Annotated in this window: 18 protein-coding genes and 2 tRNA genes; 9 read left to right on the top strand and 11 right to left on the bottom strand. The window is 68.5% G+C overall.

Annotation, left to right across the window (positions count from 1 at the left end; all coding sequences use genetic code 11):
• The first annotated feature begins 24 nt into the window (after window positions 1-24).
• Entirely contained in the window at window positions 25-1,143 is a 1,119-nt protein-coding gene (locus AC2AXK_RS02990) for a hypothetical protein (RefSeq protein WP_484343847.1), read from the top strand.
• A 199-nt stretch (window positions 1,144-1,342) separates the two neighbouring features.
• On the opposite strand, the gene AC2AXK_RS02985 is transcribed toward AC2AXK_RS02990, so the two are convergent.
• From AC2AXK_RS02985 to dnaA, 11 genes are all read right to left on the bottom strand, one after another.
• Window positions 1,343-1,418: transfer RNA gene (locus AC2AXK_RS02985), tRNA-Ala, on the bottom strand.
• A 35-nt stretch (window positions 1,419-1,453) separates the two neighbouring features.
• A complete protein-coding gene (locus AC2AXK_RS02980) occupies window positions 1,454-1,573 on the bottom strand; it encodes a DLW-39 family protein (protein WP_484343846.1) in 120 nt (39 codons plus the stop codon).
• A gap of 27 nt (window positions 1,574-1,600) precedes the next feature.
• Window positions 1,601-1,674, bottom strand: a tRNA-Ile gene (locus tag AC2AXK_RS02975).
• Between the two features lie 155 nt (window positions 1,675-1,829).
• Window positions 1,830-2,621 carry a DUF3566 domain-containing protein gene (locus AC2AXK_RS02970; protein WP_484343845.1) on the bottom strand — a complete coding sequence of 264 codons (792 nt, stop codon included), beginning with the start codon at window positions 2,619-2,621 and terminating at the stop codon, window positions 1,830-1,832.
• Window positions 2,618-5,311, bottom strand: a complete 2,694-nt coding sequence (gene gyrA, locus AC2AXK_RS02965; protein WP_484343844.1) for a DNA gyrase subunit A — start codon at window positions 5,309-5,311, stop codon at window positions 2,618-2,620. Before gyrA ends, AC2AXK_RS02970 begins: the two co-directional genes overlap by 4 nt.
• Window positions 5,312-5,397: 86 nt before the next feature.
• Window positions 5,398-7,470 carry a DNA topoisomerase (ATP-hydrolyzing) subunit B gene (gene gyrB / locus AC2AXK_RS02960; RefSeq protein ID WP_484343843.1) on the bottom strand — a complete coding sequence of 691 codons (2,073 nt, stop codon included), beginning with the start codon at window positions 7,468-7,470 and terminating at the stop codon, window positions 5,398-5,400.
• A gap of 247 nt (window positions 7,471-7,717) precedes the next feature.
• Window positions 7,718-8,356 (bottom strand): DciA family protein, encoded by a 639-nt coding sequence (locus tag AC2AXK_RS02955; RefSeq protein ID WP_484343842.1) that lies wholly within the window; start codon window positions 8,354-8,356, stop codon window positions 7,718-7,720.
• The gene (gene recF, locus AC2AXK_RS02950) at window positions 8,346-9,557 is read right to left on the bottom strand and encodes a DNA replication/repair protein RecF (protein WP_484343841.1); all 1,212 of its coding nucleotides are present in this window, start codon (window positions 9,555-9,557) and stop codon (window positions 8,346-8,348) included. Before recF ends, AC2AXK_RS02955 begins: the two co-directional genes overlap by 11 nt.
• A gap of 64 nt (window positions 9,558-9,621) precedes the next feature.
• Window positions 9,622-10,512: a phosphogluconate dehydrogenase (NAD(+)-dependent, decarboxylating) gene (gnd, locus tag AC2AXK_RS02945; RefSeq protein ID WP_484343840.1), complete on the bottom strand. Its 891-nt coding sequence runs from the start codon at window positions 10,510-10,512 to the stop codon at window positions 9,622-9,624.
• 18 nt (window positions 10,513-10,530) lie between these two features.
• Window positions 10,531-11,661, bottom strand: coding sequence for a DNA polymerase III subunit beta (gene dnaN / locus AC2AXK_RS02940; protein ID WP_484343839.1), 1,131 nt, complete (start codon window positions 11,659-11,661; stop codon window positions 10,531-10,533).
• A 524-nt stretch (window positions 11,662-12,185) separates the two neighbouring features.
• The gene (gene dnaA / locus AC2AXK_RS02935) at window positions 12,186-13,646 is read right to left on the bottom strand and encodes a chromosomal replication initiator protein DnaA (protein ID WP_484343838.1); all 1,461 of its coding nucleotides are present in this window, start codon (window positions 13,644-13,646) and stop codon (window positions 12,186-12,188) included.
• 497 nt (window positions 13,647-14,143) lie between these two features.
• Between dnaA and rpmH the strand changes: the two genes are divergently transcribed.
• The 8 genes from rpmH (at window position 14,144) to AC2AXK_RS02895 (ending at window position 20,099) form a co-directional block, all read left to right on the top strand.
• Entirely contained in the window at window positions 14,144-14,281 is a 138-nt protein-coding gene (gene rpmH / locus AC2AXK_RS02930) for a 50S ribosomal protein L34 (protein ID WP_191783193.1), read from the top strand.
• A 26-nt stretch (window positions 14,282-14,307) separates the two neighbouring features.
• Window positions 14,308-14,640, top strand: a complete 333-nt coding sequence (rnpA, locus tag AC2AXK_RS02925; RefSeq protein WP_484343837.1) for a ribonuclease P protein component — start codon at window positions 14,308-14,310, stop codon at window positions 14,638-14,640.
• Window positions 14,637-14,885: a membrane protein insertion efficiency factor YidD gene (gene yidD, locus AC2AXK_RS02920; RefSeq protein ID WP_484343836.1), complete on the top strand. Its 249-nt coding sequence runs from the start codon at window positions 14,637-14,639 to the stop codon at window positions 14,883-14,885. Before rnpA ends, yidD begins: the two co-directional genes overlap by 4 nt.
• 73 nt (window positions 14,886-14,958) lie before the next feature.
• On the top strand, window positions 14,959-16,119 hold the full coding sequence (gene yidC / locus AC2AXK_RS02915; RefSeq protein WP_484343835.1) for a membrane protein insertase YidC: 1,161 nt from the start codon (window positions 14,959-14,961) through the stop codon (window positions 16,117-16,119).
• A 48-nt stretch (window positions 16,120-16,167) separates the two neighbouring features.
• Window positions 16,168-16,704 carry a Jag family protein gene (locus AC2AXK_RS02910; protein ID WP_484343834.1) on the top strand — a complete coding sequence of 179 codons (537 nt, stop codon included), beginning with the start codon at window positions 16,168-16,170 and terminating at the stop codon, window positions 16,702-16,704.
• 65 nt (window positions 16,705-16,769) lie between these two features.
• Window positions 16,770-17,393 (top strand): 16S rRNA (guanine(527)-N(7))-methyltransferase RsmG, encoded by a 624-nt coding sequence (rsmG, locus tag AC2AXK_RS02905; protein ID WP_484343833.1) that lies wholly within the window; start codon window positions 16,770-16,772, stop codon window positions 17,391-17,393.
• A gap of 294 nt (window positions 17,394-17,687) precedes the next feature.
• Window positions 17,688-18,626: a ParA family protein gene (locus AC2AXK_RS02900; protein WP_484344243.1), complete on the top strand. Its 939-nt coding sequence runs from the start codon at window positions 17,688-17,690 to the stop codon at window positions 18,624-18,626.
• A gap of 69 nt (window positions 18,627-18,695) precedes the next feature.
• Window positions 18,696-20,099, top strand: coding sequence for a ParB/RepB/Spo0J family partition protein (locus tag AC2AXK_RS02895; protein ID WP_484343832.1), 1,404 nt, complete (start codon window positions 18,696-18,698; stop codon window positions 20,097-20,099).
• Window positions 20,100-20,121: the final 22 nt, after the last annotated feature.

Raw genomic sequence — 20,121 nt, 5'->3', positions numbered from 1 at the left:
GCCCCTCGAACCATGGGAGTACGGATGTCGGACGGTATGAAGAAGCTCGCGCGCGGTGCTGGAGACAAGATCGACGCCGAGAAGCTCAAGAACCAGGCGGCCGAGGTCGCCGCAGCTGTCACGGTCGGAGCGCACCACGCGGCGGACGCCGCGGGGATGCTCGCCGGCCAGGCCAAGGGCGCTGCCGTGCACGCGAAGGACTGGGGGGCGCCCAAGGTGGACGCCGTCGTCGACTGGGCCACCCCGCGCATCGAGCAGGCCTGGAACGAGACCCTCAAGGCCACCGCACCCCGCGTCGAGCGGGTAGCGGAGAAGGCCGCGCCCGTCATCGACTCCGCGCACGAGCGCTTCGTCGACGAGATCGTCCCGAAGGTCGTGGCGGCCATCAACGCTGCTGCCGAGAGGTCCGCCTCGGCGACCGTGCGCGGGGTGGAGGTCGCCGGAGCGAAGACGACCTCTGGCGCGACGCACCTGGCGAACTCCCTGGCGGCTGCCTCCCAGAAGGGTCCGCTCAAGCTCGCCGAGGCGGCCAAGCTCGCGGAGAAGCAGCACAAGAAGTCCGGCAAGGCGTGGTGGATCGTCGGCGGCGTGGCCGCCGCTGGTGGCGCGTACGTCCTGTGGAAGCGGTCGCAGCCCACGACGGACCCGTGGGCCGAGCCGTGGGAGAAGGTCGACGCGAGCGTGTTCGACGAGGCCGTCGACGACGCCAAGGGCGCCGTGGGTGACGCCGCAGAGGCCGTCGGGGAGGCCGCTGGCGCGGCCGTCGCAAAGAGCCGCGAGGTCTCCGGGAAGGTCGCCGGGTCTGTCGAGGACATCTCGGAGAAGGTCTCGGACAAGATCTCCGGCGCCAAGGCCACCGCGAAGAAGGCCACGACCCGACCGCGCACGAAGAAGTCGGACACCCCGGCGGCGACGGGCATCGACCCCGACATCGCCTCCAGCGAGAGCGTCTCGGCGGAGCTCGCCACGGACGACGTCGCGACTCCGCTCGTCGACGCACCCGCAGACATCCTCACCTCCGGCGACGCACCCAAGCACAAGGCCGACGAGGCCGTCGTCACGGAGGCTGGTGCCGTCCTCGAGTCCGACGTCGTCGGTGAGGACGTCGCCCCCGACAGCAGCGACAGCAGCGACACGAAGTAGGGCTGCTCAGCTCGTTCCAACGAAGGGTCCGGCCGCGGTGTGGTCGGGCCCTTCGTCATGTCCGGGAGGGGTGACTCAGCGCAGCGGGCGGAGCCATGCAGAGTCACGGAAGGGCAGAGTCACCGAAAGACAGAGTCGTGAAAAGAGAAGAAGAGAGCCCCGGTCGACTGCGTCGACCGGGGCTCTCTCGTACGTGCTGTGGTGGAGCCAAGGGGACTCGAACCCCTAACCCCCTGCTTGCAAAGCAGGTGCGCTACCAATTGCGCCATGGCCCCGCGTGCTGTCCCGGCACGATGCCGGGCAACCCGGGTCAGTCCACGGAGTCCGTGACCTCTGACCAGAGGTCGCGATCCGAGCTCTGCTCGCTGTACTTCCGCCAGGCGACGACAGCCGCGCCAGCAGCACACAGGACGAGCACGAGCTTCTTCACACGTTCCCCCTCGGTGGGTTCCAGCAGTGGGCCTTGGAGGACTTGAACCTCCGACCTCTTCGTTATCAGCGAAGCGCTCTAACCGCCTGAGCTAAAGGCCCCAACACGCCGGCCGTGCAGGCCCGGGGGCCGTGCCTGACGCAGCGCTTGACCTTACCCCACGGATCCGGTCGGGCTCAAACTGGCGACCTCTCACAGATCCGTGGGCGCGGGGCGGCACGCTGCGGCGTGCCGACCCGCGGGGACCGGACCTGGGTCAGTCGTCGGTCATCGTCAGGTGGATCCCGCCGACCAGCGCAGCCACGATGTTGTACAGGAACGCCCCGATCGTGCCGAGCGCCGTGAAGATGACGACGTCGACGATCGCGATGATCGTCGCGACGGACACGAACCTGCTGAGCTCGACGTACTGGAGGATGTCCGGCGTCTGGCTGTCGCTCTGCAGGATCTGCACGATCATGTCGTTGACCTCTGTGAACACGTGCAGGCTGTCGAGGACGAGCCAGAAGACCACCGCGGCGACGACGAGCATGATGCCCATGGCGATCGACAGCAGGAACGAGAGCTTCATCACCGACCACGGGTCGATGCGGGAGATCGAGAGCCGGACCTTGCGGGGGGCGCCAGCAAGCTTCTTCGGCGCTGTGGTGGCCGCCGACGCCGCCGAGGAGCCCACCGGGCGTGCCGTGCGGGGAGTGCTCGTCCCCGTGCTGGTCGCAGCTCCAGAGCCGTCCCCGGCCTTCACCGACGTCGCCGTGCCCGCGGGCTCGCTCTGCGTGGCCGTGGTCTTGACGGCCCCCGTCGTGGTCGACCCCGTCGTGGTCGATCCCGTCTTGGTCGCCCCCGTCTTCGGTGCCGCGGGACCCGACGCCGGAGCGATCGTGGGTGGCGTCCCCGTACGCTCCGGCTGGCGGACGACGGGCGTGCCGTTCGGCGGCGTCGCAGCCTCAGGCGCGTCGGAGCGCCCGGGAGCCGGCACGGGAGGCATGGTCGCCTTGCCCTTCGCCCCGTCGGCGGTGCTCACCTTCTCGGTCGTCTCACGGCTCATCGGGTCTCCTCGGGCTCTGCAGTGTCAGCTGTCTCGTTCGCCCCGGCCTCGTCGTGCGTGCCCGGGGCATCGGGGTCCTGCTCGGCGTGCTCGGTGCTGGCATCGACCGGTGGGCGTACGGCACCGGTCTCGTCAGCGGCCTCGGGGACCTCGCCCGACTCGAGCGCTGCACCGAGGTTGCGCTCCACGTTACGCGCGACGGCGATGATCTTGTCGTTCTTGTCCGGCTTGGCGAACGTCACGCCCTGCGTGGTGCGACCGGTCAGCGAGACCTCCGACACCGCAGAACGGACGATCTTGCCGCGTTCCATGATGACGAGCACCTCGTCGTCCTCCTCCGTGACGAGGGCTCCGACGAGATCCCCGCGTGCCTCGACGAGGTTGGCGACCTTGATGCCCAGCCCGCCACGGCCCTGGACCCGGTACTCGCTCACCCGGGTGCGCTTCGCGAAACCGCCCTCGGTCACGACGAAGAGGTTGGCGTCCTCCCGCACGACGTCCATGGCGAGCAGCTCGTCGTCGCCGCGGAACTTCATGCCCGTGACACCCGACGTCGCACGGCCCAGCGGGCGCATCGCCTCGTCGCTCGCCGTGAAGCGGATGGACTGGCCCTTGCGGGAGACGAGGATGAGGTCGTCCGTCGAGTCGACGAGCCGCGCGGAGACGAGCTCGTCGGACCGGCCGTCCTCGTCCTGGCGCAGGTTGATCGCGATGACGCCGCCACTGCGGTTGGAGTCGTACTCCGACAGCCGGGTCTTCTTCACGAGCCCACGCCGGGTCGCGAGCACGAGGTACTCCGCCGCGTCGTAGTCGCGCATGTCGAGGACCTGCGCGATCTGCTCGCCCGGCTGGAACGCGAGGAGGTTGGCGACGTGCTGACCCTTCGCGTCACGGCCACCCTCGGGCAGCTCGTACGCCTTGGCCCGGTACACCCGGCCGAGGTTGGTGAAGAACAGCAGCCAGTGGTGGGTCGTCGTGACGAAGAAGTGGTCGACGATGTCGTCCTCGCGCAGCGCAGCACCGCGGACCCCCTTGCCGCCACGCTTCTGCGCACGGTAGCTGTCGCTGCGCGTGCGCTTGACGTACCCGCCGCGGGTGATCGTCACGACGACCTCCTCCTCGGCGATGAGGTCCTCCATGGACACGTCACCGTCGAAGGGCACGATCGTCGTGCGTCGCTCGTCGCCGTACCGCGCGACGATGTCCGCGAGCTCCTCGGAGACGATCGTGCGCTGACGTTCCGGCTTGGCGAGGATGTCCTGGTACTCGAGGATCTCCCGCTCGAGCTTGTCGTGCTCGTTGATGATCTCCTGACGCTGGAGCGCAGCGAGCCGGCGCAGCTGCATGTTGAGGATCGCCGTCGCCTGGAGCTCGTCGATGTCGAGGAACTCCATGAGGCCCGTGCGAGCCTGGTCGGCGTCGGGCGAGCGGCGGATGAGCGCGATGACCTCGTCGAGGGCGTCGAGGGCCTTGAGGTACCCGCGGAAGATGTGGATCTTCGCCTCGGCCTCGCGCAGCATGTACGCCGTGCGTCGCACGATGACCTCGAGCTGGTGCACCGCCCAGTGCCGGACGAACGCGTCGATGCTCAGGGTGCGCGGCACGCCGTCGACGAGCGCGAGCATGTTCGCGCTGAAGTTGTCCTGCAGCTGCGTGTGCTTGTAGAGGTTGTTGAGCACGACCTTCGCGACGGCGTCGCGCTTGAGCACGATGACCAGGCGCTGGCCGGTCCGACCGGACGTCTCGTCGCGGATGTCCGCGATCCCCTGCATGCGGCCCTCCTTGACGAGGGTCGCGATCTTCTCCGCGAGGTTGTCGGGGTTGACCTGGTAGGGCAGCTCGGTGATGACGAGGCAGATCCGGTTCTGGATCTCCTCGACGTTGACGACCGCCCGCATCGTGATGGAACCGCGACCCGTGCGGTAGGTGTCCTCGATGCCCCGGTGACCGAGGATCGTCGCACCCGTCGGGAAGTCCGGTCCCTTGATGCGTGCCATGAGAGCCTCGAGGAGCTCCTCACGGGACGCGTCGGGGTGGTCGAGGTACCACTGCACGCCCTCCGCGACCTCGCGGAGGTTGTGCGGCGGGATGTTCGTCGCCATGCCGACAGCGATGCCGGACGAGCCGTTGACCAGCAGGTTCGGGAACCGCGAGGGCAGGATCGACGGCTCCTGGGTGCGGCCGTCGTAGTTGTCCCGGAAGTCGACGGTGTCCTTGTCGATGTCCCGGACCATCTCCATGGCGATGGGTGCCATGCGTGTCTCGGTGTACCGGGGGGCGGCTGCGGGGTCGTTCCCCGGCGAGCCGAAGTTCCCCTGCCCGGCGGCGAGCGGGTAGCGCAGCGACCAGTCCTGCACGAGGCGCACGAGCGCGTCGTAGATCGCCGTGTCACCGTGCGGGTGGTACTTGCCCATGACGTCACCGACGACGCGGCTGCACTTGGAGAACGCCCGGTCGGGACGGTAACCGCCGTCGTACATCGCGTAGATGACGCGGCGGTGCACGGGCTTGAGCCCGTCGCGCACGTCCGGAAGAGCACGCCCGACGATGACGCTCATCGCGTAGTCGAGGTACGACCGCTGCATCTCGAGCTGCAGGTCGACACGCTCGATGTTGCCGTGCTCGATCGCGGCGCCCGTCCAGGGGCGGGGGGCGGGAGTGCTGGGGTCTGGAGTCTGGTCGTCAGTCACGGTCTACCTCGTTCGATGTCCGGCGCGTCCGCCGTCGGGGGTCCTGGGGCTCGGGGAGGGAACGGGCTCGCGCCCGCTCCCGGCACTCAGATGTCCAGGAACCGCACGTCCTTGGCGTTGCGTTGGATGAAGTTGCGTCGGGACTCCACGTCCTCGCCCATGAGCACCGCGAAGATCTCGTCGGCAGCCATGGCGTCGTCGAGCGTCACCTGCAGCAGGGTGCGGTGCTCGGGGTCCATGGTCGTGTCCCACAGCTCGGAGTAGTCCATCTCGCCGAGACCCTTGTACCGCTGCACGCCGTTGTCCTTGGGAAGACGCTTGCCGGCGGCCGTGCCCACGCGGATGTACTCGTCACGCTCCCGGTCGGAGTAGACGTAGTCGTGGTCCGCGTTCGACCACTTGATCCGGTAGAGGGGCGGCTGGGCCAGGTAGACCATGCCGTGCTCGATGAGCGGGCGCATGTACCGGAAGAGCAGCGTGAGGAGCAGGGTGCAGATGTGCTGTCCGTCGACGTCGGCGTCGGCCATGAGCACGATCTTGTGGTAGCGGAGCTTGTCGATGTCGAAGTCCTCACCGATGCCCGTGCCGAAGGCGGTGATGAGGGCCTGGACCTCCTGGTTGCCCAGGGCGCGGTCGAGTCGTGCGCGCTCGACGTTGAGGATCTTTCCGCGGATGGGCAGGATCGCCTGGGTCCGGGGGTTGCGTCCGCGGACCGCGGAACCCCCTGCCGAGTCACCCTCGACGATGTAGACCTCGCACTCCTCCGGCTTGTTCGACTGGCAGTCGCGGAGCTTGCCAGGCATGCTGCCCGAGTCCAGCAGACCCTTGCGCCGGGTCGCCTCGCGCGCCTTGCGGGCGGCGAGGCGGGCCTGGGACGCCTGGATCGCCTTGCGGATGATGTCCTTCGCCTCGCCCGGGTGGGAGTCGAGCCAGTCGCCGAGCCGGTCGTTGACGACGGACTGGACGAACGTCTTGGCCTCGGTGTTGCCGAGCTTCGTCTTCGTCTGCCCCTCGAACTGGGGCTCGCCGAGCTTGATCGAGATGACGGCCGTGAGGCCCTCACGGATGTCGTCCCCCGTGAGGTTCTCGTCCTTCTCCTTGATGATGCCCTTCGCGCGGGCGTACCGGTTGATGAGCCCGGTCATCGCTGCCCGGAACCCCTCCTCGTGCGTCCCACCCTCGGTCGTCGAGATCGTGTTGGCGTAGGTGTGCACGGACTCGGAATACGCGTTCGTCCACTGCATCGCGATCTCGAGAGAGATGCGGCGGTCGGTGTCCTCGGACTCGAACGCGATGATCTCCGGGTGGACGACCTCGACCTTCTTGGCGGAGTTGAGGTGCGCGACGTAGTCGAGGAGCCCGTGCTCGTACTTGTACGTCACCGAGCGGAACTTCTCCGGCATCGCGACGTCGTCCCCGGCAGTCGCGCCGGCGATCTCGTCGCCCGTGACCTCGTCATCGGTGCCCGTGTGCTCCGGGCGCTCGTCCGTGAGCGTGATCTGCAGGCCCTTGTTGAGGAAGGCCATCTGCTGGAAGCGGGCGCGCAGCGTCTCGAAGTCGTAGTCCGTCGTCTCGAAGATCTCGGGGTCGGCCCAGAACGTCTGTGTCGTGCCCGTCTCGTCGGTCGCAGCACCCTGGCGCAGGGGCCCGTACGGCTTGCCCCCGTCGCGGAACGACTGGTTCCACGTGAAACCTTCGCGTCGCACCTCGGTCTCGACCTTGTAGGACAACGCGTTGACGACAGAGATGCCCACGCCGTGCAGACCACCGGAGACCGCGTACCCGGAGCCGCCGAACTTTCCACCGGCGTGCAGGATCGTCATGACCACCTCGACGGTGGGTCGGCCCTCGGTCGGGTGGATACCCACCGGGATGCCACGGCCGTTGTCGACGACGCGGACACCGCCGTCGGCCAGGAGGGTGACCTCGATGTGGTCGCAGTGGCCCGCGAGGGCCTCGTCCACAGAGTTGTCCACAACCTCGTAGACGAGGTGGTGGAGGCCACGCTCACCGGTGGAGCCGATGTACATGCCGGGACGCTTGCGGACTGCTTCAAGTCCTTCGAGGACGGTGATCGCGCTGGCGTCGTAGCTGTCGTCGCGGACCGCTCCGACCGGAGTCGTCGGCTCGGGAACGGCGGCGTCGTTGGATTCTGCCACGGGTGGTGGTGCTCCTCAGTCCTTCTGCAGCACACCGTGGTCCAGCCCGGGCGAGACAGTTCTCGGACCGGGCTGGAAGCTGGGGGGCTGCTTTTCTCCGATCGCGGTCAGCGATCGGAATTCCACCCCTGAGTCTACCGGAGAACAGCGAAATCTCAGGGATTCACACGAGATTTCCACAGGGCTGCCCACAGGTGGGGATCATGCTCCTGCGGGCACCCGCGACGGCAAGAGACGGCCCGACCCCTCACCCGTACGTGTCCCGCACTCCGCGCCCGCGCACCGACCGCAACCCCTTGCCGAACCCCGGGCCGGCCGGGCCGAGCACCGTGATCGACTGGACGACGTCCTGACCCACCTCCTGCTCCATGAGGGCGAGCAACCGTGGCACGAGCAGCCGGATCTGCGTCGCCCACGCCGTGGAGTCCGCCCGGACGACCAGCGCGTGATCCTCGAAGGTCTCGGGCGTGCAGTGGTCCGCGATGTCCGCGCCCACAACCTCCCGCCACCGCCCGATGACGCCGCCGACCGACACCTCCTGGACCCACCCGCGCTGCTGGAGCAGGGCGGCGAGCGTCTCCGCGAAGAGCTTCGGGTCGCGCCCGTCCTTGCCCGGACCGCTGCGCGGGGGCTCGGCAAGGATGCGACGACGCTGCGCACCCGGGTAGAGACCCTTCGCCCGCGCGGCAGCACGCGCCCGGTTCAGGGCCTCACGCGCAACGTCCCCTGGTGGCGTGAGGTCGATGATCTCGCCGACGGGCCGTCCGTCGGCGACGACCGGAGACCCGTCCGAGGTCTCGCCCGCATCGTCGCGCGCGGCGTCGTCCGCCGCGTCGTCCCGGCCCCCGGATGCCGGGCGCACCGCGTCGTCAGGGTCAGTCGGCACGGCGCACCTGCCCTCCCCGCACCTCGAGGTGCGTCCCGACGAGCTGTTCCGGCACGTCCTGCGCGACGGCGGCGGTGATGAGGACCTGGCCGGCACCGGCGACGAGGTCCGCGAGCCGGGAGCGACGGCGGACGTCGAGCTCGGCGAACACGTCGTCGAGGACGAGGATCGGCTCCGTGTCCGGTCCCGACTCGGCGAACCAGAACGTCTCGTCGTCGCCCGCCACGGGAAGGTCCGGACCGTCGGTGAGCAACCGGTAGGACGCGAGACGCAGCGCGAGGGCGAAGGACCACGACTCACCGTGGCTCGCATAGCCCTTGGCAGGCAGGCCGCCGAGCGTGAGGACGAGCTCGTCGCGGTGCGGTCCGACGAGGCAGACACCACGCTCGAGCTCCTTGGTGCGGACGGCCGCCATCGCCTCGAGCAGCTGCGACTCGACGACCGCGACGTCCGCCGGTTCCGCGTACTGCGCGATCTCGTCACCGCCCATCGCGGCGACGAGGGACGAACGGTAGGTGATCTCCGCGTGCCCCTGCCCGGCGCTCACCTGCTCGTAGGCCGTGGCGACGGGCGCCCGCAGGGCCGCGACGAGGCGCTGGCGCAGCGCGATGATCTGGGCGCCGGTCTGCGCGAGCTTCGCGTCCCAGACGTCGAGCGTCCGCAGGTCCGGGGCGGACGACGAGCGACGCGCTGCGCCAGCAGACTTGAGCAGCGCGCTGCGCTGGCGCAGGACCCGGTCGTAGTCGGACAACGTCCCGGCCATCCGTGGCACGAGGAGGACGGTCAGCTCGTCGAGGAACCGGCGACGTGCGTCGGGGTCGCCCTTGACGAGGACGAGGTCCTCGGGCGCGAAGAGCACGGTGCGTGCGACGCCGAGGACGTCACGCGGCCGCTGGACAGGTGCCCGGTTGAGACGTGCACGGTTGGCCTTGCCCGGAACGAGCTCGATCTCGACGACGCTCGCCCTGTCGCCCCGCACGATCCGCGTGCGGATGACGGCTCGTGAGGCCCCGGCACGGATGAGGGCGGCGTCCGCAGCGACCCGGTGGCTGCTGAGCGTCGCGACGTACCCGATGGCCTCGACGAGGTTCGTCTTGCCCTGGCCGTTCGGGCCGACGAGAGCGTTGATGCCGGGGGTGAACTCGACGTCGACCTGCTCGTACGAGCGGAAGTCGAGGAGCGAGAGGTGCGAGACGTACATCAGACCTACGGATCTCTACCCCGCGGGGGCGTCGTGTTTCACGTGGAACAAGGTCGTCGGGCGGTCAGCCGTCGGCGGGACGGGTCGCGTGCCCACCGAACTGGTGCCGTAGCGCGGCGACCGCCTTCATCGCGGGCGACGCCCCCTGGCGGGAGGCGAACCGAGCGAAGAGTGCCGCAGAGATCACCGGGAGCGGCACCGCTGAGTCGATCGCCTCGTCGACGGTCCACCTGCCCTCACCCGAGTCCTCGACCCAGTCGCTGATCTCCGCGAGAGAGGGGTCCTCCTCGAGCGCCTTGACGAGCAGGTCCAGCAACCACGACCGCACGACCGTACCCCGTGTCCACGCCTTGAGGGTCCCCGGGACGTCGAGCACGATGTCCTTGGCGTCGAGCAGCTCGTACCCCTCGGCGTACGCCTGCATGAGGCCGTACTCGATCCCGTTGTGCACCATCTTGGCGTAGTGCCCGGCCCCCACCTTCCCGGCGTGGACGAATCCCTCGTCGCGCGGGCCCTCCGGCCGCAGCGCGTCGAAGATCGGCATCGCGCGGGCGACGAGCTCGACGTCGCCGCCGACCATGAGCCCGTACCCGTTCTCGAGACCCCAGACACCGCCCGAGACCCCGACGTCGAGGTACCCGATGCCGTGCTCGGCGAGCTCCGCCGCACGGGCTGCATCCTCGACGTAGTGCGTGTTCCCTCCCTCGATGACAGCGTCACCCTCGCTCAGCAGTCCGGCGAGGTCCGTCAGAACGGCCCGCGTGATGTCCCCGGCGGGCACCATCACCCACACGAACCGCTCGCCCGCGGGGAGCTCAGCGACCAGGTCAGCGAGGGATGCGACGTCCGACACCTGCGGATCGCGGTCGTAACCGACGACCTCGATGCCGCCGGCGCGGAGGCGGGAACGCATGTTCCCGCCCATCTTCCCCAGTCCGACGAGGCCTATGCGCACGTGTGCATCTCCTTTGGCTCAGCTGGCGAAGCGGATGGGCACCAGCAGGTAGCGGTAGTGAGAGCTGTCCTCGCCGTCGAGGGACCCCTGCCCGGTGAACTCGACAGGCTTGTTGGGGTGCGTGAAGCTCAGCCGCACGAACGGTGTACCCAGCGCTCCCAACCCGTCGAGGAGGAACTGGGGGTTGAACGCCACCGAGATGTCGTCCCCGACGAGGACCGCCTCGAGGGCCTCTGATGCCTGCGCGTCGTCGCCCTGGCCTGCGTCGAGCACGACCTGGCCCTCGGAGAAGCTCATGCGGATCGCGGTGTTGCGTTCTGCGACGAGGGCGACGCGCTTCGCGGCGTCGATGAGCGGCTGCGTCGGGATCACCGCATGGATGGGGGTCTCGTCCGGGAACAGACGCCGCACGTGGGGGTAGTCGCCGTCGACGAGGAGCGACGTCGTGTGCCGGCCGCCTGCCTCGAAACCGATGATGTCGACCCCGCTCCCGGTCGACAGTGCGACGTTGACCTCGCCCGCGCCGCCGAGAGACTTCGCGACGTCCGAGAGCGTCCGGGCGCGGACGAGCGCGACCGTGGAGATGTCCGGTGACGCCGGCTTCCAGGTGAGCTCACGGAGCGCGAGCCGGTAGCGGTCCGTGGCGAGGAGCGTGATGTTCTCCCCCTCGATCTCGACACGGACGCCCGTGAGCAGCGGCAGCGTGTCGTCCCTGCTCGCGGCGACCGTCACCTGGGCGACGGCATTCGTCAGCTCCTCACCGGTGATGGCACCCGCGATGTCGGGCATCACCGGCAGCGCCGGGTAGTCCTCGACCGGCATGGTGAGCAAGGTGAAGCGGCTTGCTCCGCAGGTGACCGTGACCTTGGACCCCTCGACGACGAAGTCGACGGGACGCGCTGGCAGGGACCGCGAGATCTCCGCTAGGAGGCGACCGGACACGAGGACGGTGCCCGGCTCGGTGACCTCGGCGGGAATCTCAGAACGTGCAGAGACCTCGTAGTCGAAGCTCGACAGACCCAGGGTGCCGTCACTCGCGGCGTCGATGCGCACGCCTGCGAGAACTGGTGCCGGAGGGCGGGTCGGGAGGGTGCGAGCTGTCCAGGTGACGGCTTCTGCGAGCACGTCGCGTTCGACCCGGAACTTCATTGCACACCCCTCCTGGGCACGCCTCGTCGGCATGCGTCAGGTGCTGACGGCCCGGAATGGGTCAGCACCACGATCGGCGTCGTCCGTAGTCCTTCCAGCGGTCGACGTGGTTGAACCCTACGCGAGTCTCTCTGTAGGTGGCGACTGCCCCGGAGGGGCAGATGTGAGGTGGCGTGGTCGGTGTCGCGCGGTGGGCGCGGCACGGCAATGAAGGCGTGTGGATGTCCTTCTGAGAGATGAGTAGTCGTTGTAGTAGCACCTGTGGAACCTGTGGATCGAGGGTGTTGCCGCAGGTCACACGCAAGGTTGGTCTGTGCGGCGACAGTCGTCGTCCCTGTGGATGACGTGTCACTTCGGTGGACGACGGGTTTTCCACCGACGAGCGTCCACCGTTCCGCCGACGTTATCCACAGGCTGAGCGGCACTGGTCCACGGCTGTCCACAGGGCTATGCACAGGTGTGAACATTCGCTGTGCAGTCACCCCCCGGCCACCTGCGGTCCACCGGGTGGCACCGCGGCCGGCTCAGCCGCGGTGCTGCTGCTTGATGCGGCTCGTGAGCTCCGTGACCTGGTTGAAGGTCGACCGGCGTTCCGCCATCTGCTCCGTGATCTTGCGGTTCGCGTGCATCACGGTCGTGTGGTCCCGTCCGCCGAACTGCTGCCCGATCTTCGGCAACGACAGATCCGTCAGCTCCCGGCACAGGTACATCGCGATCTGCCGAGCCGTGACGAGCACACGCGACCTCGAGCTGCCGCAGAGGTCGTCGATCGTCAGACCGAAGTACGCCGCGGTCTGGGCGATGACGCTGCCCGCGGTGATCTGAGAGGCGTCGTCGTCCGTGATGAGGTCCTTGAGCACGATCTCGGCCAGAGCGAGGTCGACGTGCTGCCGGTTGAGGTTGGCGAAGGCCGTGACCCGGATGAGGGCGCCCTCGAGCTCACGGATGTTCGACGAGATCTTCGAGGCGATGTACTCGAGGACGTCGTCGGGAGCAGCAAGACGCTCCCCGCTGGCCTTCTTGCGGAGGATCGCGATACGCGTCTCGAGGTCCGGGGGCTGCACGTCGGTGATGAGGCCCCACTCGAAACGGGAGCGCAGCCGGTCCTCGAACCCGTTGAGCTGCTTCGGCGGAAGGTCGGAGGTGATGACCACCTGCTTGTTCGCGTTGTGCAGCGTGTTGAAGGTGTGGAAGAACTCCTCGACGGTCTGTTCCTTGCCCTGCAGGAACTGGATGTCGTCGATGAGGAGGAAGTCGACCTCGCGGTAGCGGCGCTGGAACGCACCAGCCTTCTCGTCGCGGATCGAGTTGATGAAGTCGTTCGTGAACTCCTCGGAGCTCACGTACTTCACGCGCACGCCCGGGTAGAGGTTGTACGCGTAGTGGCCGATCGCGTGCAGGAGGTGGGTCTTGCCGAGCCCCGAGTCGCCGTAGATGAACAGGGGGTTGTAGGCCTTTGCCGGGGCCTCGGCCACCGCGACCGCCGCGGCGTGGGCGAACCGGTTGGACGAGCCGATGACGAACGTCTCGAACAGGTACTTCGGGTTGAGCCGCGCCGGTTCGACCGCGCTCTTGGAGGATCCACCGGATGCCATCGACAGCGTCGCGCGCCGTCGGGTGATCTCACCCAGCTCTGCCGAGTCGTCGCGCGCCGCGAAGTCGATGGGCTCGGGAGCGGGGGCCGCGACGACCGGCGAGACGGCGGCCTCCTGGTCGAAACCGAGCTCCGGGTCGACGGTGATCGCGAAGCGGGCGTCGCGTCCGAGAGCGTTCGACAACGCCTGCACCACCTCGGCCCGGACCCGCGTCTCGAGGTAGTCCCGGGTGTGGTCGTTGGCGACGGCGATGATCACCGTGCCGTCGAAGACCCCGAGGGGCTTGGCGAGCTTGACGAAGGCGAGCTGGCGGGGCGTGATGTCCGGGCTCGCCTCGAGCTCCGCGATCGCCTGCTTCCAGATCCCGCCGATGTCGTCCTGGTTGGCCATGGTGTTCCTGGAGACTTCCTTGATCTGACCCTGCACGGGCGGTGGCGCCCATCTGCGGGGCGGGGGACGGGCTAGCGACATCCGGCGCTCGTCTGCACGGACCCGTGGAGAACCGGGTCTGCAGCGTCCCACGGGAAACTGTCGTCCACATAGTTTTCCACAACCTGTGGGCATCGGGAATCGACGGTGGTGAACCTGGGGATCCTGCGGCTCTCAGCCCGTATGACGGCCTCTCCCGGGTGGTCGACGACCTGTTCCCCAGACGGATCGTCCACACGTGGGCGGCGATCATCCACACCTGTGGAGAACACCGTGGATCCGCGGTTTGACCGGCAGGCCCTGCGCCACGTACCGTTTCATAGCCATTCCCGTCGCTTCCGCATGCCTTCAGTGCGCAGGTCCACGACCCAGGTCGAGGTCATGTCGCAGCGTTCGTCGGAGTGGTGAACGGCACGTCCATCGAGGACGTGCTTCCCCGACGTTTTTTGGAGTACCTCGTGACTAAGCGGACTTTCCAGCCGAACAACCGGCGTCGTGCCAAGACGCACGGCTTCCGCCTGCGTATGCGCACCCGCGCCGGTCGTGCGATCCTCGCTGCCCGCCGTCGCAAGGGCCGCACCGAGCTCTCCGCCTGACCTCGGTGCTGCCTGCACCGCACCGCATGCGTCGCTCGGACGATTTCGACCGAGCGGTACGCGCGGGTGCGCGTGCCGGACGATCGACCATGGTCGTCCACCTCGCCCGCTCGTCGGACGAGGTGGACGGTCCATCGGTCGGTTTTGTCGTATCCAAGGCCGTGGGGAACGCAGTGGTGCGGAACCGGGTCAAGCGCCGGATGCGTGCGATCGTGGCCAGGCACCTCGGGGACCTGACCAGCGGGAGCCTCGTCGTCGTGCGAGCCCTTCCAGCGGCGTCCGACGCCGACTCGCACCAGCTCGAGAGCGACTACCTCGGGTGCGTGCGCAGGCTGGCTCGGCGAGAGGCCCAGCGATGAAGGGCGTCTCTCGGATCCTTCTCGCTGTGGTCCGGTCCTACCAGCGGTGGATCTCCCCGCTCTCACCACCGCGCTGCCGGTTCTACCCCTCGTGCTCGAGCTACGCGGTCACCTCGATCGAGCGGCACGGGGCGCTCCGGGGAACTTGGCTGGCCGTCCGGCGGTTAGGTAGGTGTCACCCGTGGAACCCGGGTGGGATCGACGACGTCCCGGACGTACGTCCGCACGCGGCAGGACACCGCTAACGGTCACGAGATTTCCCGCCAGGGGCCTACCCGGTGGTTCGAGCAGGACAGGCGTGCACTAGGAGCAGCAGCAATGAATTTCTTCGCGTTCCTCTACCCCATCGAGTGGGTCGTGGCGTGGATCATGTACCTGTGCCACAAGGTGTTCACGCTGCTGGGCATGTCCGACGGGGCCGGGCTCGCCTGGGTCCTGTCGATCGTCGGTCTCGTGATCATCATCCGCACGGTCATGATCCCGCTGTTCTTCAAGCAGATCCGCGCCTCCCGCGGGATGCAGATGATCCAGCCGGAGCTCCAGGCGATCCAGAAGAAGTACAAGAACAAGAAGGATCCCGCGTCTCGCGAGGCGATGAGCCGCGAGACCATGGCGCTGTACAAGAAGCACCAGACCAACCCGTTCGCCTCCTGCCTGCCGGTTCTGCTCCAGGCACCGGTGTTCTTCGCGCTGTTCCGGGTGCTCAACCGTCTCAAGGCGATCGCCGACGGCACCGCCGATCCCATCGGTCCGATCGATCAGGTCGTCGCGCGCGCCGCGGAGAGCTCGACCTTGTTCGGCGCCCCGCTCTCCTCCTCGTTCCTGCACGAGCCCACGAGCCTCACGACGAAGATCGTGGCTGGTGTGCTCATCGTCGCCATGGCGGCCACCCAGTTCCTCACCCAGCGTCAGCTGACGATGAAGAACATGCCTCAGGCGGCCCTCGAGGGCCCCATGATGCAGACGCAGAAGATCATGCTCTACATGCTCCCCGTGATCATGGGGATCTCCGGCGTGAACTTCCCCATCGGTGTGCTCATCTACTGGACGACGACGAACCTCTGGTCCATGGGCCAGCAGTTCTACACGATCCGCAGGATGCCGGCCCCCGGATCGGAGGCGGAGCGGCTGCTCAACGAGCGCAAGGCACGTCGCGCTGCGCGCAAGGGCATCGTCATCGAGGAGACCCGCCCCACCGTCATCGAGCAGCCTCGCGGGCAGCGTCAGCAGCCCAAGCGCAAGGACCGCCAGAAGCCGCGTCCGGCGGCCGGCCCGACGACGACCCCGGCGGCGACCCCCACGCCCGGATCCGGGGGCAGCGAGACCGCTCCTGGGGCTGCGACCACCAGCTCTGGCGGCGGTACGACCGGGTCCGGACCGGACCTCACGAAGAAGTCAGCTCCGACCAAGCCGGGATCTGCCCCGCGGCCGGGCAAGGCGAAGCCACGCCCGAAGGGCGCGAAGGGTTCTAAGCGGTGACGACGGTTCGACCGGAACCTGCGAACTTCTTGCTGAATGGAGAGTGACGTGACTGCTTCATCTGACGCCGCCGTGGACCAGCCCGAGCCGCGTGACGAGGAGATCCTGCCCGACAAGGACAGCCTCCTCGAGGAGGAGGGGGAGGTAGCCGCTGACTACCTCGAGGAGCTCCTCGACATCGCCGACCTCGATGGTGACATCGAGATCGACATCGATCACGGGCGTGCCGCCGTCGAGGTTGTCGCGGAGGAGAAGGGTTCCCTGAGCCAGCTCGTCGGGGAGGGCGGCGAGGTCCTCGACGCGCTGCAGGAGCTCACCCGGCTCGCGGTGCAGACCAAGACCGGGGAGCGGAGCCGGCTGATGCTGGACGTCGCGGGATACCGGGCCGGGCGCAAGGTCGAGCTCACCGCCCTCGCGCTGCAGACCATCGAGACGGTCCGCAGGACCGGCGAGAAGGTCGTGCTGCCGCCGCTCAACGCCTTCGAGCGCAAGGTCGTCCACGACGTCGTGACCGATGCCGGCCTCGTGAGCGAGTCGTTCGGCGTCGACCCCAACCGGCACATCGAGGTCAGCGCAACGCCCTGAGCGAGGGCGGTGGACGACCACCGTTCCACGTGAAACACGATCCGTGCCGATTTCTGAGGAGCCCGATGGACACGCTCGACCCCGACGCGGTACGCGCCTACCTCGGTGACGCGTACCCGACCCTGGCACGGTTCGCGGACGAGCTCCGTACCCAGGGCGAGGTGCGTGGGCTCATCGGACCACGTGAGCTCGACCGGATCTGGGACCGGCACATCCTCAACTCGGCGGCGGTGGTCCCCTTCCTGCCCGACAGTGGCAGCGTCATCGACGTCGGCTCCGGCGCGGGCCTGCCCGGGCTCGTCATCGCGGCCATGCGGCCGGACCTCACGGTCATCCTCATGGAACCGATGGAGAAGCGGTGCCAGTGGCTCACGGAGATGGTCGAGGTGCTCGGGCTGGAGAACGTCATCATCAAGCGCGGGCGCGCCGAGGAGTTCCACGGCGCGATGACGGTGGACGCGATCACCTCACGCGCGGTTGCCTCGTTGGACAAGCTGGCAGCCTGGTCGCTTCCCCTGCTGGACCGCGGCGGCCAGCTGGTGATCCTCAAGGGACGCAACGTGGCGCGCGAGATCGAACCCGCGCGCAAGACCTTCCGGAAGCATCGGATGTCGGAGCCGGAGATCCTTGAGGCACGCACCGTCGAGGGCGCCGAGACGACAACCGTGGTCCGCTCCACGAAGGGATAGGCGCGACCTCCGTGGCGGTCGGTCTTCTCGTGACGGTGTCGGAGCCCGTCCGTGTGATTCTCACCGTTCGGGGGATCTCCCGGTGGGGCGTGCCCCACATGACTGACAACGCCGCGTAGGGTAAGCACGGGCCGCGGAGATGACCGTCCCGCGCGGGGTCTCCCGCGGCGGATCAGACGAGCACCTCGGGTACGAGCCCCAGTGGCAGACAAGCACGTGGAGGAGACTCGAGTGGCCGTGACACCAGACCGGGAGTCCTCAGGGACCCGGCCGACGGCGACAGTCCCACGGGAGATGTGGACGCGGGGCGACCGGGTCAACGCGATCCTCAGCAGCCTGCCGGCGGTGGACGACTCGACGCCCCTGGCGGCGCAGCTCCACGAGGACACCCGCCGACGGGTGTCCCTCGACGGGCACCAGTTCGCGCGGCCCCGTGACACGCGGATCATCACGGTGGCGAACCAGAAGGGTGGCGTCGGCAAGACCACGACGACCGTCAACCTGGCTGCGAGCCTCGCGCAGGGCGGGCTCAACGTGCTCGTCATCGACAACGATCCCCAGGGCAACGCGTCGACCGCGCTCGGGATCGAGCACCGGTCGGGCACCCCGTCCGTCTACGAAGTTCTCGTGGAAGGCGCTCCTCTCGAGGAGAGCATCCAGACCTGCCCGCACTTCCCGAACCTCCTCTGCGTCCCCGCGACGATCGACCTCTCCGGAGCAGAGATCGAGCTCGTGTCGCTTGTTTCACGTGAAACACGACTGCGCAGCGCCCTCGACGCCTACCTCCAGCGCCGAGCAGCGGCCGGGGAGGAGCGGATCGACTATGTCCTCGTCGACTGCCCGCCGAGCCTCGGGCTGCTCACCCTCAACGCCTTCGTCACGGCCCGGGAGGTGCTCATCCCCATCCAGTGCGAGTACTACGCGCTCGAAGGGCTGAGCCAGCTGCTCAAGACGATCCAGCTCATCCAGGCGCACCTCAACCCGGCGCTGCACGTCTCGACGATCCTGCTCACCATGTACGACGCCCGGACGAACCTCGCGCAGCAGGTTGCTGCCGAGGTCCGGGAACATTTCCCGGAGCAGACGCTCCAGACGGCTGTGCCGAGGTCTGTGCGGGTCTCGGAGGCACCGAGCCATGGACAGAGCGTCATCTCCTATGAACCGAACTCCACCGGCGCTCTCGCGTACCGCGAGGCCGCGCGGGAGCTTGCTGAGCGTGCGGTCGTGGCATGACCGGCCCGGTCCGCTCCGAGACACCGGCCGGGCGTATGAGCAGCAGCTCAGAGATGGGAAGGTACGACCATGAGTGAGAAGCGACGCGGGTTGGGCCGGGGACTCGGTGCGCTCATCCCCACGGTGGCCGCGGGCGACCGGCCCGTCGATGTCTTCTTCCCGAACGAGCCGCGTGCACCGCGACCGGGGAGCGCGGCGGGGGTCATGGACGCTCTCGTTCCCACGAGCACAGTCGTGGACAGCGACGACATGGTCGCTGAGGGTTCCGACGCACCCGACGGTCCTGGGGCAGGCGTTGATGCTCCCTCGTCCCCGGATGCGGACCGAGGTGGCTCGGCGCCCACGCCCGGGCGGGACGAGGGAGCGGCCGACGAGTCGTCGGCGACCCGAGCGGCCCGACAGACCACCGCCCGGAGGCGTACCGCGTCCGGACGCTCAGCCGCCATGTCCGGCGTGCTCAAACCGGTGACCGAACGCCGTCCGGCGTCGGGTCCGGTTGACGGGTCCGGGTTGAATGACGGGAGCGGGCGCGTCGCGGAGGGCTCCACCACCGTGAGTACCGGCCCGCGCGAGATCTCCTCTGTTTCACGTGAAACATACGCCGCCGCGATGGGCGACCTCTCGCCGACCGAGCTCGTCCCGGTGCCCGGCGCGACGTTTGCCGAGCTTCCGATCGACAGCATCCGCCCGAACTCCCGCCAGCCCCGTACGGTGTTCGACGAGAACGACCTCGCGGAGCTCGTCGGCTCGATCCGCGAGATCGGTGTGCTCCAGCCCATCGTCGTCCGGACAGAGCCCGACGGCGCAGGCTACGAGCTCATCATGGGTGAGCGCCGCTGGCGCGCGTCGCGGGAGGCCGGTCTCACGGTCATCCCGGCGATCATCCGTGAGACCGACGACGCCGACCTGCTCCGGGACGCGCTCCTGGAGAACCTCCACCGCAGTGCCCTCAACCCGCTCGAGGAGGCCGCGGCCTATCGCCAGCTCCTCGACGACTTCGGGTGCACCCACGAGGAGCTGGCGTCACGCATCTCGCGTTCGCGGCCGCAGATCTCCAACACGCTGCGTCTGTTGCGGCTTCCACCGCTCGTCCAACGCCGCGTCGCGGCCGGGGTGCTCTCGGCCGGGCACGCCCGCGCGCTGCTCGGTCTCGCGGACGGCGCAGACATCGAACGCCTCGCGCAGCGCATCGTCGCAGAAGGACTGTCCGTCCGAGCCACCGAGGAGATCGTGGCGCTCGGCGGCGCGTCCTCGGAGGAGAAGCCCGTCGTCCGGCGTCCGCGTCGCGGGGGCCGGAGCCAGGCTGTCGACGAGCTCGCAGGTCGACTCTCGGACCGGTTCGAGACCCGGGTGAAGGTCGATCTCGGCAAGACGAAAGGGAAGCTCACGGTCGAGTTCGCCTCGGTCGAGGACCTCAACCGGATCCTCGCGGTCATGGCCCCCGAAGAGGACGGGCTGTTCAAGACCCCCTGACCAGGTGGGCCTCGGTGCGAGC

The sequence above is a fragment of the Sanguibacter sp. Z6_81 genome (assembly GCF_057180625.1).
This window is presented reverse-complemented; position numbering and strand designations above follow the sequence as displayed.